General features: G+C 35.6%; 14 protein-coding genes. 8 read left to right on the forward strand and 6 right to left on the reverse strand.

Annotated features, from left to right (window positions below; genetic code table 11):
• The first annotated feature begins 45 nt into the window (after positions 1–45).
• Genes BM024_RS04815 through BM024_RS04825 form a run of 3 tightly spaced genes read left to right on the forward strand, consistent with a single transcriptional unit; the run spans position 46 to position 2,733 of the window.
• Positions 46–966, forward strand: coding sequence for a CPBP family intramembrane glutamic endopeptidase (locus BM024_RS04815; RefSeq protein WP_090678326.1), 921 nt, complete (start codon positions 46–48; stop codon positions 964–966).
• Between the two features lie 5 nt (positions 967–971).
• Positions 972–2,003 carry an AMP-binding protein gene (locus tag BM024_RS04820; protein WP_090678327.1) on the forward strand — a complete coding sequence of 344 codons (1,032 nt, stop codon included), beginning with the start codon at positions 972–974 and terminating at the stop codon, positions 2,001–2,003.
• Between the two features lie 34 nt (positions 2,004–2,037).
• Positions 2,038–2,733: a pseudouridine synthase gene (locus tag BM024_RS04825; protein ID WP_090678328.1), complete on the forward strand. Its 696-nt coding sequence runs from the start codon at positions 2,038–2,040 to the stop codon at positions 2,731–2,733.
• Here the strand turns inward: BM024_RS04825 and BM024_RS04830 are convergent, their stop codons facing one another.
• On the reverse strand, positions 2,734–3,975 hold the full coding sequence (locus tag BM024_RS04830; protein ID WP_090678329.1) for an ABC transporter permease: 1,242 nt from the start codon (positions 3,973–3,975) through the stop codon (positions 2,734–2,736). It abuts the gene before it with no gap.
• 152 nt (positions 3,976–4,127) lie between these two features.
• Between BM024_RS04830 and hisS the strand changes: the two genes are divergently transcribed.
• The 5 genes from hisS (at position 4,128) to BM024_RS04855 (ending at position 8,904) form a co-directional block, all read left to right on the forward strand.
• Complete coding sequence (gene hisS / locus BM024_RS04835; RefSeq protein ID WP_090678330.1) at positions 4,128–5,498, forward strand: histidine--tRNA ligase; 1,371 nt, start codon at positions 4,128–4,130, stop codon at positions 5,496–5,498.
• A 54-nt stretch (positions 5,499–5,552) separates the two neighbouring features.
• Positions 5,553–6,353 carry a diaminopimelate epimerase gene (gene dapF / locus BM024_RS04840; RefSeq protein WP_090678331.1) on the forward strand — a complete coding sequence of 267 codons (801 nt, stop codon included), beginning with the start codon at positions 5,553–5,555 and terminating at the stop codon, positions 6,351–6,353.
• 2 nt (positions 6,354–6,355) lie between these two features.
• On the forward strand, positions 6,356–6,889 hold the full coding sequence (locus BM024_RS04845; protein ID WP_090678332.1) for a GNAT family N-acetyltransferase: 534 nt from the start codon (positions 6,356–6,358) through the stop codon (positions 6,887–6,889).
• Positions 6,886–7,923 (forward strand): endolytic transglycosylase MltG, encoded by a 1,038-nt coding sequence (mltG, locus tag BM024_RS04850; RefSeq protein WP_090678333.1) that lies wholly within the window; start codon positions 6,886–6,888, stop codon positions 7,921–7,923. Before BM024_RS04845 ends, mltG begins: the two co-directional genes overlap by 4 nt.
• 78 nt (positions 7,924–8,001) lie before the next feature.
• On the forward strand, positions 8,002–8,904 hold the full coding sequence (locus BM024_RS04855; protein ID WP_090678334.1) for an MBL fold metallo-hydrolase: 903 nt from the start codon (positions 8,002–8,004) through the stop codon (positions 8,902–8,904).
• Positions 8,905–9,361: 457 nt separating this feature from the next.
• Here the strand turns inward: BM024_RS04855 and BM024_RS04860 are convergent, their stop codons facing one another.
• The 5 genes from BM024_RS04860 to BM024_RS04880 are packed head-to-tail and all read right to left on the reverse strand — an operon-like array spanning position 9,362 to position 15,372.
• Positions 9,362–10,792: an anion permease gene (locus BM024_RS04860; RefSeq protein WP_090678335.1), complete on the reverse strand. Its 1,431-nt coding sequence runs from the start codon at positions 10,790–10,792 to the stop codon at positions 9,362–9,364.
• Positions 10,793–10,796: 4 nt separating this feature from the next.
• Positions 10,797–12,011 (reverse strand): porin, encoded by a 1,215-nt coding sequence (locus BM024_RS04865; protein ID WP_090678336.1) that lies wholly within the window; start codon positions 12,009–12,011, stop codon positions 10,797–10,799.
• 17 nt (positions 12,012–12,028) lie between these two features.
• Entirely contained in the window at positions 12,029–12,781 is a 753-nt protein-coding gene (locus BM024_RS04870) for a succinate dehydrogenase/fumarate reductase iron-sulfur subunit (RefSeq protein ID WP_090678337.1), read from the reverse strand.
• A gap of 9 nt (positions 12,782–12,790) precedes the next feature.
• Positions 12,791–14,710 carry a fumarate reductase/succinate dehydrogenase flavoprotein subunit gene (locus BM024_RS04875; protein WP_090678338.1) on the reverse strand — a complete coding sequence of 640 codons (1,920 nt, stop codon included), beginning with the start codon at positions 14,708–14,710 and terminating at the stop codon, positions 12,791–12,793.
• Positions 14,711–14,721: 11 nt separating this feature from the next.
• Entirely contained in the window at positions 14,722–15,372 is a 651-nt protein-coding gene (locus BM024_RS04880; protein ID WP_090678339.1) for a succinate dehydrogenase cytochrome b subunit, read from the reverse strand.
• Positions 15,373–15,737: the final 365 nt, after the last annotated feature.

Consider the following 15,737-nt stretch of genomic DNA (forward strand, 5'->3'; position numbering starts at 1 on the left):
GCTTTTAGTTGTATTTTTTTAATGAATATCTACAAATTTAACCATATGAAGTATATTGAGCAATTATTAAAAGGAAACAAACCCGTAAACTTATGGTTGTATTTACCGTTTCCTTTATTTTTCGTAGGGTTAATGTTTTTAAATTGGATAGGAACGAAGATGTTGCACCAATCTACTTCTGAGATTATTCGTGCTAATATTGAGTTATATGGCAAAAATATTAATTTTTTGATGACTGTGGGCCCCATGATTTTTATGTTGTTAATGTTGTTGGCTTGGGTGTTGGGCGTTCAAAAACAGAGTTTTATAAGCTTAACTACTTCTCGTTCTAAGATTGATTTTAAGAGGATAGGTGTGTCTTTCGGAATATGGTCGCTATGTATTATTGCAATGTTTATTTTTCAATATATAAGTAATCCAGGGAACTTTGAGTTCAATTTAAAGTTCTTTCCTTTTTTAGGGTTTCTTGTCATAGCGATTATATTAATTCCTCTGCAAGTTGCTTTTGAGGAATACTTTCTACGTGGTTATTTAATGCAAGCTATTGGTTTGGCGAGTAAAAGTAGATTTGTGGCATTAATCATCACTTCGTTGCTGTTTGGGTTATTGCATTTAGCAAATCCAGAAGTTGAAAAGCTTGGGTATTCAATTATGATTTACTATATAGGAGCGGGTTTTTTGTTGGGAATTATGACCTTGATGGATGAAGGTATTGAGTTGGCTTTGGGTTTTCATGCTGCGAACAATTTAATTGGCGCACTTTTGGTTACTTCTAATTGGACAGCCTTTCAAACAAATTCCATCTTTTTAGACCTTACACCCGTTGAAGAAGGAAGTTCAGCTGCGGATTTATTAATTCAAGTTGGAATATTATTTCCTTTATTGTTATTACTCTATTCTAGAATCTATAAGTGGAATGATTGGAAGTCTAGATTATTTGGAAAAGTGCTAACCCCCAAACCATAAATACTATGAAAAAGTTTCAAATTCACCCCGATTTTAAGTTGAATGGTCAAACGTTTGATGAATTGCAGTTACAGCATTTAGCATTTATGCTTATTAAGGATGGAAATCCTTTTGAAGAAGATTTAGGTAATTTGATTTTGCAGTGGTTTGATGATAATGATTTTGTTTTATTAACTACATCGGGAACTACTGGTGCTCCTAAGGAAATTGAACTGAATAAGGAACACATGATTGCTTCTGCAAAAGCTACTGCTGCATTTTTCGGAGTGTTTGAGAAAACAAAGGCTTTGCTTTGTTTACCAACGAGGTATATTGCTGGGAAAATGATGTTTGTTCGTGCGATGATTCTTGGTTGGGAATTGGATTTTGTTGAACCTACATCGTCTCCTTTAGATGGAATTACTAAGGATTATGATTTCTGTGCGATGGTACCCTTACAGGTTGAAAATTCGTTGGATAATCTTCATAGAATAGAAAAAATTATTGTTGGAGGGGCTAGAATTAGCACGCAGTTACATAATAAGTTAGAGGGGATTGATACTTCTATTTATGAGACGTATGGTATGACAGAAACGATTACACACATAGCGATTAAAAAGTTAGGTGAGGTTGCATTTACTGTTTTGCCACATGTTGTTATATCAACTGATTCGAGAGGATGTTTGCTTATTACAGCTCCAGAAATAACGGATGAACCAGTTCAAACGAATGATATCGTGGATATAATTGATGATAAGCATTTTGTTTGGAAAGGAAGGATTGATAATGTGGTTAATAGTGGAGGAGTTAAATTATTTCCTGAGCAAATAGAGGAACGATTAGCTCATTATATTCCGTATCGCTTTTTTATTATTGGTAAAGAAGATGAAGTTCTAGGAGAGAAGGTTGTTTTGGTTATTGAGAGTGAACCATATGTTCTTAAAGATGAGGTTTTTGAGTCTTTGTCTAAATATGAAAAACCTAAAGAAATACAATTTGTTCCTGAGTTTGAAGAAACCCCTACTGGTAAGATATTGAGAAGAAAAATTTTAGTATAGTGAGAGACTTATGGAACTTTGAAACAAATAAAAGATGCTAGAAATATTGTTTCAAGATGCTTACTTGGTGGCTATAAACAAACCAAGAAATTTACTAGTCCACAGAAGTCCAATTGCGAGAGAAATTGAGGAAAATGCTATTCAAATTCTTCGTGATCAACTGGGAGTTCGAGTTTATCCCGTTCATAGATTGGACAGAAAGACGACAGGAGTATTATTGTTCGCTTTAGATAAAGATGTTTTAAAGCAATTAAACGAATCTTTTGCTACAAGGCAAGTGGGTAAGAAGTATATTGCTATTGTGAGGGGATATGCGCCAGAAGTGATGCATATTGATTACGAATTGACGAATGATAATGGTGTTAAACAGAATGCTGTAACAGATATAAAATCTTTACAGCAGCGAGAGATTAATATGCCTTTTGGCAAGCACCTAACATCTCGATATTCTTTGGTGGAAGCACAACCTGAAACAGGAAGACAGCACCAACTTCGCAAACATTTTAAGCACATCTTTCATCCTATTTTAGGAAGTAGACCTCATGGCTGTAATAAACAAAATAAGCTATGGTTGGATGAACATCAATTGATGGGAATGATGTTGCATGCTCATCAATTAGAATTTAAACATCCGATTACTCAGGAGAATATTCTGCTAACGGCTTCGTTGGATGAAGAGTTTATGGCTTATAATAGAGTAATAGGGTTTGACTTAGAGGCATATATCTAGTTATTCGTATCGTAGCGCTTCAACTGGGTCTAATTTAGATGCTTTTAAAGCTGGATATAGGCCAGAGATTACTGCAACTACAATTGTTACTATAAATGCTGCTATAATAGCACCCCAAGGAATGCTGAAATCGAAATGTATGATTAGTGAAAATAGATAGGCAGAGCCAATTCCCATAAGTGTCCCTAAAAGACCTCCTAATTGGCTGATTACAATTGTTTCTGTGAAAAACTGCATAGCTATTATCTTGCGTTTGGCACCAAGTGCTTTTCTAATTCCTATTTCTTTAGTTCGTTCTGTGACAGAAACTAGCATAATGTTCATCAATGCTATGGACGATCCTAAAATGGTAATCATACCAATTAGCCATGCGGCTATATTTAGGGTGTCTACTTGTGACATTAGAGAGCGAATGAGTTCATCACTGCGTTCGATTCCAAAGTTGTTTTTTTGTTCTGGGTTTATTCCCCTAATGTTTCTGAGGGTTAGGGTTGCTTCATCCACGGCTTGGTTTAGCATACCATCTCGCTGAAGGCTAACTCTGACTTCATAGTTTATAAGTGGGGCACTAAAAATGGAACGTGCTATTTGAAGGGGAATGAAAATTCTTAAATCTTCGTTTTTTCCGAATGTAGAACCTTTTTCTTTTAATAGGCCTATTACTTTAAACTTAGCTCCACGTATGGAAATTGTCTTGTCAATAGGGTCTTGGTCTTTAAATAGTCCTTTAGCAAAGTTTGAACCTACTACGCATACATAATTGTTGTTTTCTATGTCAAAGTAAGTGAAGTTTCTTCCTTTTACTATTTGAGAACCGCTATTTGGTAGATAGTTTTCATCGGCTCCTATGATATTTATCTCAGGATCCGTTTTTTTACTTTCACTTTTTACTTCAATATTCGAAGCTGCGTTGAAAGAGATAGAGGTACTATGAAATGGGTAATCAAATTTTTCTTTAAATGCTCTTGCTTGAGAGTAAGATATAACTGGATTCGGTTTAAAGGTGGAGCTACTTTGATTCATTTGGGCTGTTACATCGTATTGATTGATAACAAATGTATTTGCTCCCATGGATGCAAAGTCGCTTAGAATGGTGTTTTTAAGGGCTGAAACTACAGAAAGAATACCTACCAGAGCCCAAATACCAATGGCAATGATAAAAACCGTGATAATGGTTCTCATTTTTTGAGTCCAAATGCTACTTAAAGCAATCTTGATGTTTTCTTGACTAATCTTCCACATACACAATTAGTAGAACAAGTTTAAGTTCTGTTACAATTTAGTAGATGAATTAAAGTGTTCATCCGATTCAAAACTAATCAAAGATACTTGTATTCTTAAAAAAATGGCTAATTTTGTTTATTATAAACACAGTTTTAAAATTAAATCGAACGATGGCAAAGAAACCAGGAATTCCTAAGGGGACTAGAGATTTTTCACCAAGTGAAGTGGCGAGAAGACAATACATAATGCAAACAATCAGAAAAGGTTTTGAGCATTTTGGATTCCATCCCATAGAGACTCCTTCCTTTGAGAATTACGATACTTTGATGGGGAAATATGGTGAAGAGGGAGATCGTTTGATTTTCAAGATTTTAAATTCAGGGGATTATCTTTCAAAGGTAAATGATGAGGTTTTGGAGGAGAGGTCTAGTCAGAAATTAACACCTTACATATCTGAGAAGGCATTGAGATATGATTTAACTGTTCCTTTTGCTCGTTATGTCGTGCAACACCAAAATGATATTGAGTTTCCTTTTAAACGTTATCAGATTCAGCCAGTATGGCGTGCAGATAGACCACAAAAAGGGCGTTTCAGAGAGTTTTTTCAATGTGATGCTGATGTGATTGGTTCTACATCTTTATGGCAGGAAGTAGAGTTTGTATTATTATATGATTCTATTTTTACTAATCTTGGTGTTCATGGAGTTACTATTAAAATCAATAACCGAAAAATCCTTTCTGGAATAGCAGAGGTTATTGGTGCTAAGGATAAATTGATTGATTTTACGGTAGCTTTAGATAAGCTTGATAAAATTGGTGAAGAAGGTGTTAGAAAAGAGATGGAGGAGAAAGGGATTACTCCTGAGGCTATTGATAAAGTGTCTCCTTTGTTTAATCTAAACGGAAGTTTTACTGAGAAATTAGAACAAATGACTCAAATGCTTTCGGCTTCTGAGGAAGGGATGAAAGGTATAGAAGAACTACAATTTATCTATAATGAGGTAGAGAGCGTAGGTTTAAAATCTGCTAATTTTAAATTAGATGTTACTCTTGCTAGAGGTTTGAATTACTACACAGGGGCTATATTTGAAGTTGCTGCGCCAGATACGGTACAGCTTGGTTCTATTGGTGGAGGTGGAAGATATGATGACCTTACTGGTATTTTCGGACTTAAGAATATGAGTGGTGTTGGTATTTCCTTCGGCTTAGATCGTATTTATTTGGTGATGGAAGAGCTAGGATTGTTTCCAGAAACGGTAAATGCTTCTTCGAAAGTGATGTTTTTGAATTTGGGTAGTGCAGAAATGGCTTATTCTTTAAAAGCTGCTATGCAACTACGTGAATTGGGTATAAAAACAGAGTTATATCCTGATAATGCTAAAATTGGAAAACAGTTTCAATCCGCAGATAAAAAAGGAATTCCTTTTGTTGTAGTTGTTGGTTCTCAAGAAATGGAGACACAATCTTACACTTTGAAGAATTTGACTTCTGGTGAACAAGAGACTTTGAGCTTTCAACAGATGATTGAAAGGTTACAATAATATATTACAAACCGCAGGTTTTTTTACCTGCGGTTTTCTTAATTAAGATTCCCTATGAATATTACTTTCTATAAATACCAAGGTACAGGGAATGATTTCATCATGATAGATAATCGATTGATGACATTTCCTAAGACGGATACCGAACTTGTTGCTCATTTGTGCCATAGACGCTTTGGAGTTGGTGCAGATGGATTAATTTTAATTGAAAATGATTCAGAGACCGATTTCAAAATGGTTTACTACAATTCTGATGGAAGAGAGAGTACTATGTGTGGAAATGGTGGTAGATGTGCAGTGGCTTTTGCAAATCAATTGAATATAATCGAATCGGTAGGGCTTTTTAATGCTATTGATGGTGAACATGAAACAACTGTCATGAAAGCTGGTGAAGGAATCTTTGACGTTCGTTTGAAAATGCAAGATGTACCTCATATTTTAATTACAGACACTCATTGCTTTTTAGATACTGGCTCACCTCATTATGTTGAGCAAGTTGATGATTTACAATTTGTTAATGTGAAGGAGCTTGGAGCATCTATAAGAAATAAGAGTGAGTTTTCTCCTGGTGGAACTAATGTTAATTTTGTTGAACAAATGAGTTCTTCTGAGTTTAGAATAAGAACCTATGAAAGAGGAGTAGAAGATGAAACTTGGTCTTGTGGTACTGGTGCTACAGCTGTTGCTTTAGCTATGTATGCTACAAACAAAACTGAGGAACGCAAGTTACAAATTATGGTAGAGGGGGGGCAATTGGAGGTTTCTTTTGATTTAGACGATCAAAATGGTTTTAAAGATGTTTTCTTAAAGGGACCTGCTACTTTTGTCTTTAAAGGTGAATTTGTTTCAGTTTAGGTATGAAAACACTACATGGAAAATTGGTTTTCCTAAGGGCTTTAGAGCCCGAGGATTTACAATTTATATACGAGATAGAAAACGATTTGTCTCTTTGGGAAGTGAGTCATACTCAGACTCCTTATAGTCGCTTTTTGATACATCAGTATCTCGAAAATGCGCATCAAGATATTTATGAGGCTAAACAATTACGTTTGGTTATTTGTGAGCAAGGGTCCAATAATCCTATTGGTCTTATTGATTTGTTTGATTTTGATCCAAAGAATGAGAGAGCTGGTATAGGTATTGTATTGAAAGATATAAAGGATAGACAAAAAGGAGTTGGTACAGAGGCTTTAACGTTGTTGATTGACTATGGTTTTTATCATTTACAATTGTTTCAACTTTATGCAAACATCAGTACTGAAAATAGTGCAAGTATTGCTCTTTTTACTAAATTTGGTTTCGAATTAGTAGGGATAAAAAGGGGATGGAATAGAGTAGGAAACACCCGAAAAGATGAGGCTTTATATCAATTAATAAATAAACAACAATGAATTTAAAAAGGTTTGTTACACTAGTGGCTTTAGTTGGCTTGATAGTGGCTTCCGTTTATGGGTATCGAATGTATACCAATGCGTTTTCAAATAATGTTGAGAACTGGGGTGAAAGTGAGTTCTTGTATATTCCTGCAAATAGTTCTTATTTAGAAGTACGTAAGATAATTGAGCCTTATTTGAAAGATATGGCTTCTTTTGATGAAATGGCTGAACAATCTAAGTATGCTGGGAATGTAATATCAGGACGTTTTAGAATTAAAAACGGAATGTCTAACTACGATTTAATTCAAGCTTTGCGAAGAAATGTTCCTGTTCGTTTAACATTTAATAATCAAGAGCGTTTAGAGAATTTGGTGTCTCGAATGAGTAGTCAAATTGAACCGGATAGTATCAGTTTGATGGAAAGTTTTACGGACCCTGAGTTTTTGAAAGAAAGTGGTTTTACTCCTGAAACTGTGTTGGCTTGTTTTTTACCAAATACGTATGAGTTTTACTGGGATGTTAATCCTTTAAAGGTTAGAAATACGCTTCATAAAGAATATCTAAGGTTTTGGAATGGTGCTCGAAGAGAGAAAGCTGAGGCTTTGGGGTTAACTCCTGTTGAGGTTGCAATTCTTGCTTCTATCGTTCAAAAGGAGACTTCTAAGAATGATGAGAAAGCTGCTGTTGCGGGAGTTTATTTAAACAGATTGAAAATAGGTATGCCTTTACAGGCTGATCCTACTGTTGTTTTTGCGAAGAAACTTTATACTAATGATTTTGACCAAGTTATTAAAAGGGTTTATCACAAGGATTTGGATATTCCTTCTCCCTATAATACTTATAGAAATGTTGGTTTACCACCTGGTTTGATTTTTATGCCTGATGTATCTTCTATTGATGCAGTTTTGGATGCGGAAAAGCATGAATATCTTTATTTTTGCGCAAGTGTCGATCGAATGGGATATCATGAATTTGCTGCGTCTTTAGCACAGCATAATGTTAATAGTCAGCGTTATCAGAAGTGGCTTAATTCACAAGGTATACAATAAAAAAATAGAGTTGTTAATTTTTTAACAACTCTATTTTTTTTTGTATATTTGATAGGCTAACCATCAAAAATTGCGATTATGGACAACACCATTCATATCATTGATTTGTATTTTTTACAAGAAAAGCATGCAATTGGGGCTTTTTTAATAAATTCTCCTAAAGGACTAGTATTAATAGAGACTGGTCCAGAAACGACTTTCGATTATTTGTGCAAAGGCATTGCAAATGTTGGATATAATTGGAGAGATGTAAAACATGTTTTTCTAACTCATATACATTTTGACCATGCTGGAGCAGCATGGAAGTTTGCAGCGGAAGGTGCTTTAGTGTATGTTCATCCAACGGGATTGCCTCATTTAGAAAATCCAGAACGGTTATGGAATTCGGCAGCGCAGATTTATGGTGAGGATATGGATCGATTATGGGGAAATATGCAACCGATTGATAGAAAGCAATTGGTTAGTACTGATGATAGTGATCGCTTCAATTTTGGTGATTTTGAAATAGAAGCAATTTATACTCCGGGTCATGCTATTCATCACAATGCATATAGGATGGGAGATATTGTGTTTACGGGAGATGTTGCCGGTGTTAAGATTGGTGATGGACCGGTTGTACCTCCATGTCCGCCACCTGATATTAATATTGAGCTTTGGAAAAAGTCTTTGGACAAATTAAGAGCTGTTAATCCTCGTATTTTATATTTGACGCATTTTGCTAAGCATGAGGATCCTTTTCTTTTGTTTAATGATTTGGAGTTAATGTTAGATAATTGGTCGCGCTATATTAAAGTTTTTTATGATAAGGAGATTCCTGTTGAACAGATTATTCCTGAGTTTAAAGAGTATACTTATAGTCAGTTGAGAGAGAAGGGGGTTACGGAAGAGGAGATTCAAGTTTATGAATACGCAAATCCTAGTTGGATGTCTGTGAGTGGGTTAATGCGTTATTGGAAGTTAAAGGATCAAAAGAGATTGTAAGGAGCAAGGATGTTAATTCGTGGATTTGATGATTTGTAAATTTGTGAAAGAAGATAGGTTTGAGATTGTAGATTAAGCCGTATTGAGGTGGTGTAGTTAAGGAGCAATGATGTTAATTCGTGGATTTGTTAATTTGTTAATTTGTGAAAGAAGATAGGTTTGATATTGAGGATTAAACTCGATTGAGGTAGTGTGATGAAGGTGCAATGATGTTAATTCGTGGATTTGATGATTTGTAAATTCGTGAAAGAAGATAGGTTTGAGATTGTAGATTAAGCCCGTATTGAGATGGTGTGGTGAAGGAGCAAAGAAGTGAGGGGGCAAAGGAGATTTGATGTTTTTCCTTTATATGATATTTATATAAAAAAAGTGGTAAAACTAAAAGCAAATATTTGCTTTCAGTTTTACCACTTTTTGTTTTGTAAAGGACTACCTATAAACTAGGTAGTCTTTGTGTTTAAAAGTATCCTATCACACTCATCCATGCTGTTCCGATAACTAGATAGATTACTAAAAGAAGTATTCCTATTGTTAATCCATATATCCACCAGCTTTTTAGTTCTACGTATCCACTTCCAAAAAATACTGGTGCTGGTCCGTGTCCGTAATGGGTTAGCGCTCCGTAAATACTTCCCATAAATCCTAGCATTAGAGCTAATAACATTGGTGGTACTCCTAATGATATTCCTACTCCCAATAGTGCCGCATACATGGCTGCCACGTGTGCTGTAGCACTTGCAAATAAGTAATGGGAGAAGAAGTATACTATTATAATTAATGGATATGCATAATGCCAATGTATTCCGCCTAATTGCGCTTTAATTAAATCGCTAAACCATCCTATAAATCCTAATTCATTTAATGAGCTAGCCATCATAACGAGTACGGCAAACCATACGATTGTATCCCATGCTCCTTTTTCTGACTTGACGTCGTCCCATGTTAGAACGCTTGTTAGAAGTAAGACTGTTAATCCTATGAATGCTGTTGTGGTTGCATCCATAGAGAATAAATCTCCTGTTATCCACAATACTAATAGGATGAAAAAGGTGATTAACATTAATATTTCTGATTTGGTTAATCTGCCCATTTCTCTAAGTTTTTGTGCAGCTAGTTTAGGTGCGTCTGCTGTCTTTTTGAGTTCGGGTGGAAATATTCGATACAAGACGAAAGGGGTTAATGCAAAAGCGATTAGACCTGGTACAAAACCTGCTGCTGCCCAACTCATCCATGTTATATTTACTCCCATATCTGCTGCAAATTTTTGACACATGGGGTTACTTGCAGTTCCTGTTAGAAACATGGAAGAAGCTATTAGATTCATGTAATAACTGTTTAAGGTTAAGAAGGAACCTAGCTTTTTATGGGTTTCTGGTTTGGTAGCATCTGATCCGAAGTTCAAAGCCATTGATTTCATAATAGGATAAATAATTCCTCCTCCACGTGCAGTATTACTCGGAATTGCTGGTGCGAGTACAAGGTCTGCTAATCCTAAGCCATATGCTAGCCCTAGTGTGCTTCTTCCAAAAGCGCGAATAAAGATGTAAGCAATACGAGTTCCTAAACCTGTTTTAATAAAACCGCGTGCGATAAAAAAGGAAATACCTATTAGCCAAATGACTTTATCTCCAAATCCTCGTAAACTAAGTGCGATTGATTTCCCTGGGTCTCCTGGGGCCAAGAGTTGAAAACCTGCGGTTAATGCTACGGCAATCATACACATGGTTCCCATAGGTGCTGCTTTTAGGATTATTCCTAATATAGTAGCAACAAAAATGGCAAATAAGTGCCACGCTTCTACAGCAACCCCATCTGGAATGGGGCTTGTCCAAATTAGAACACCTATCACTACGGTGATGATGAAACTTTTTATCTTAACTTCTTTCATACTTTTATAACCTACATTGGAGTTGAACAAATGCTAAATTTGAATTGTATTTTGTGGTATTCTCAAAATTGTGTTTATAGTTGTCTATTTGCATTCCTATTTGAAGTCTTGCTTTATAATCTTTTATAAATTCAAAACTGAGCATAGGTACCCAAGTTTGTCGAGGGTTTGAATCTAATTTCGAATTTTCATCTAAAATTTCATATCTACATGCAAATTCGATTGCTTGTAAGCGTTTTAGCCCTATTTCATAACGAATGTTTGGCAGTATGTAAAAACTATTTACTATGTAATCATTTAATTCACCTAGGCGGTTTATAGGTGCTGTTCCAAAGAATAAAGTATGATTTGTTGCTCTTTTTGCTTCGGTTTGGAAATCGACACTCCATTTGTTTGCTAAGGGTATGGTGAGTGCTGCTTCAACTCCATAGGCGTGTGATTTTTGTTTTTCTACTTCTGCGATTCCTCCACTTATACCTATAGAGAATCCTCGAGTTTTGTCTATATCTAATAAAATTCGAGAGGAGTAGTTTTTCCCATCATCACTATCTATTTTGTTTTTTCCGTTTCCGTTAACTACGGAGAAACCATAGTTAAGTCCCATTTTTGAGCCTATATCTACATTTCCTGTTATTGCACCACCGATTTGAAAACTTGTCCATCCTAGTGGACCAAATAGGTAATAGGAGTTACTATAATCTATTGATTTAATGATGTCTACTGAATAGGTTTCTTCTCTGCCAAAGAGTGGCCTGAATTGTCCAATGGTTATTTGTGCATAACGGTTTAAGGAATATCTGGCATATGCGTTTTCTAAAACTTTTGTTCTAGGGTCGCTTTTAAAGTCGGCAAAATTAGTTAGTACTACTACTTCTAAATCTTGAGAGACTTTTACGTTTAAAGAAACACGCATTCTTTTGATATCGAAAGTATTACTAGTGCCTGATCCATCACTGTGTTGTAATCCGTTGACATCTACGTTGGTTTTGAAATTATTCAGGTATCTTGCTTGAAAAACCCCACCTAGTTTAAATGTTGGATAGGTTACTTTTGCACCACCCGTTATATAATCATGTTCAAATACTTTGATTGTATCTGTTTCGATTTGAGGGGGTGATGTTTCTGTTTTTATTTCTTGTCCAAAAGTGATTTGAAAAACTAATGTTGAGAATAATAGTAATCCATTTCGCAAGATTTGTTTTGATTTGTTTTTTTTCATAATGAGAGAGTTAGAATCTACTTTTTGTGTTTAAAAAAGTTTGCACGATTGTATTCATAATTCATTCTCGCGATGTTTAATACGGAGATTCCTTGTGGGCATTCAACTTCACAGGCTTCTGTATTAGAGCAGTGTCCAAATCCTTCTTTGTCCATTTGATTGACCATGTCTATGACGCGTGTTTTTCTTTCTTTTTCGCTTTGTGGTAATAATGCTAGTTGTGTAATTTTAGCGGAAGTAAAGAGTGCTGCACTTCCGTTTTTACAGGTTGCTACGCAAGCACCACATCCTATACAGGCTGCGGAATCAAAAGCTTGTTCTGCTGTCTCATGTGAAACGGGAAGGCTATTAGCTTCGGGGGCTTGACCCGTGTTAACGGATACAAAACCTCCTGAAGATATTATGCGGTCAAAGGCTGATCTGTCTACTTTTAAATCTTTTTTGACTGGAAATCCGGCTCCATGAAAGGGTTCTATTAGAATGGTTTCTCCGTCTTTGAATTCTCGCATATGCAATTGGCAAGTTGTGGTGTTTTTCAAAGGACCATGGGCTATTCCATTAATCATAACTCCGCATTGGCCACAAATACCTTCTCTACAGTCATGGTCAAATTCCACTGGTCGTTCTTTGTTTGTAATCAACTGTTCATTTAAGGTGTCTAGCATTTCTAAAAAAGACATATGATGATTTACATTGTCTAATTGATAGGATTCTAGTTTTCCAGCAGAGTTTCGATCTACTTGTCTCCAAATTTTTAATTGTAATTTCATAGACTCGTATTATTTGTAACTACGGATAGTTGGTTGTAGATATTCGAATGATAGTTCTTCTTTATTGAGAATGGGTTCTTCTTTGGTGTTTCCTGGAAATTCCCATGCAGATATAAACTGATATAGTTCATCATTTCTTTGTGCTTCTCCATCGGGTGTTTGATATTCTTCTCTAAAATGGGCACCGCAGGATTCTTCTCTTGTTAGGGCGTCGTAACACATTAGTATGGCTATCTCTAGGTAATCTGCTACGCGTCCTGCTTTTTCGAGTTCTGAGTTCATGCTGTTTAGGTCCCCAGGGATACAAACGTCTGTGTAGAATTCTTCGCTTAGATGTTTTATTTCTTCTATCGCGTATTCTAATCCTGCTTTATTTCTTGCTAACCCACAATTGTCATACAAGAGTTTTCCTAGTTTTTTATGGAAATAATCGACTGTTTTGTTTCCTTTTATTGCTAATAAACTCACTAATTTTTGTTCTGCTTGTGAGGCTGCTTGTTCAAATGCTGGATGGTCTGTTGTTGTTTTTTCTTTTGTTAATTCTCCTGCTAGGTAGTTTGCAATTGTATAGGGTGCAATGAAATAGCCGTCTACACATGCTTGTAGAAGCGAATTAGCTCCTAATCTATTTGCTCCATGGTCTGCAAAATTAGCTTCTCCTATGGCAAATAGCCCTGGGATTGTTGTCATTAATTCATAGTCTACCCATAGTCCACCCATAGAAAAGTGTGCTGCGGGTGAGATTTTCATAGGTTCTTTATATGCATTGATACCGGTGATTTTCTCATACATGGTAAAGAGGTTTCCGTATTTCTCGGCTATTTTGTCTTTTCCTTGTTCTTTAATTGATTTAGAAAAGTCTAGATATACTGCATTTTTTAATGGACCTACTCCAAATCCTGCATCGATACGTTCTTTGGCTGCTCGTGATGAAATGTCACGAGGGGCGAGGTTTCCAAATGCTGGATATCTGCGTTCTAAATAGTAGTCTCTTTCTTCTTCGGGGATATTATTTGCTTCTCTTGTTTCATTTTCTTTGAGTGGTACCCATATTCTTCCGTCATTTCGCAGAGATTCACTCATTAGTGTTAGTTTGCTTTGATAATCTCCACTTTGAGGTAAAGAGGTTGGGTGTATTTGAGTCCAGCTAGGACTAGCGAAATAGGCTCCTTTTTTATGGGCTCTCCAAATCGCAGAACCGTTACAGCCCATTGCTAGGGTTGATAGGTAGTATATTTTTCCGAATCCACCGGTAGCTAATACTACAGCATCTGCTGCGTGTTTTTCTATTTTTCCTGTTTCTAAATTTCTTGCAATGACTCCTTTTGCTTGGTTGTCTACAATTACTATGTCAAGTATTTCATGGCTTGAATACATGGTTACAGTTTTCTTGTTTTCTTGACGCATCAGTGCTTGGTAAGCTCCTAATAAAAGTTGTTGTCCTGTTTGTCCTCTTGCGTAGAAGGTTCTACTTACTTGTACTCCTCCAAAAGAGCGATTGTTTAAATATCCTCCATATTCACGTCCAAAGGGTACTCCTTGTGCAACGGCTTGGTCTATTAGGTTTAAAGAACATTCTGCCATTCTATATACGTTTGCTTCTCGGGCTCTAAAATCACCTCCCTTCAACGTGTCAACAAACATGCGGTAAACACTGTCTCCGTCGTTTTTGTAATTCTTAGCAGCATTTACTCCTCCTTGTGCTGCTACAGAGTGTGCACGACGAGGGGAGTCTTGAAAACAAAAGCTTTTGATATTATAACCTAGTTCTCCTAATGAAGCGGCTAATGAACTTCCAGCTAAACCTGTTCCTACTACAATAACGTTTAACTTTTTACGGTTTGCAGGGTTTACTATGCGTGCTGTTTTCTTATAATTTGACCATTTTTCTTCTAATGGACCTTTTGGGATTTTGGCGTCTAATTTCATTTCTGCAATTTTTATGTAGTGAAGTATATATAAATAGGCATTAGGGCAAAACCGGTACAAATTACTATTGAGTAGATTACCGCAAATACATTTACCCAGCGAACGAATTTTGGGTGAAACAACCCTAAGGTTCGAATCCCACTTTGTATTCCATGGATTAAGTGATATGCAAGTGCTATCATTGAAATAACATATAGTACGACTAGCCATGAGTTTTGGAAACTAGCTACTACGACTCCATATAGGTCTTTGTTTCCATATGGGTCTAATCCTACTTCTCCAAATTTGTATTGATACCAGAAGTTCTGGAAGTGTATTACTAAGAATATCAGGATGAGGGTTCCTAGAACTCCCATACTTCGACTATACCATTTGCTGGCTCTACCTCTGTGGTCTGACTTATAAGAACCTTTTGCTTTGTTGTTCTTATTGGTGATGATTATTCCATATATAGCATGAGCTATTATAGAAAGGTAAAGCAAATAGGAGACTCCTTTTATCAAGAAGTTATTGCTTAAGAATTTGGAATAGGCGTTAAAGCCTTTTTGAGCATGTTCGGGTTCTAAAAACAGTTGAGTATTTCCTAAGAAATGAATTAGTAGGAAAAAACACAAAAACAAGCCAGTGGCAGCCATAAGAATCTTTCTTGCGAGTGTATTCATCGAGTAGTAGTGTTTTAATGAATTTGTAAATAGTTTTGTGGGTTAAAAGTATAGTTATGCTTTTTTAATTTATATGATATTTATCATTCTAAGTAGCAACCATTATTATAGAAGTGTTAATTTATTATTGTAATACTATTTATATTTCGACTCATAGATTAAAGATATAAAATAGTTTCGAATTTAAGTGTTGTGATTTGTTTATTTTATTAAAAAGATTTGAGTATATATGTTATTAAATATAGCTTTTCGTTGTAGTATGTTTAATTTGTGTTGTGTGAATATTAAATTAAATTAACAATGATAGGGATGTAAAGAATAAAGTGAGGATTTCCGTATTCATGAATAATTAGTTGCTTGTTTTA

It is taken from the genome of Myroides guanonis (assembly GCF_900114085.1).
GTDB classification, from domain to species: Bacteria; Bacteroidota; Bacteroidia; order Flavobacteriales; family Flavobacteriaceae; genus Flavobacterium; species Flavobacterium guanonis.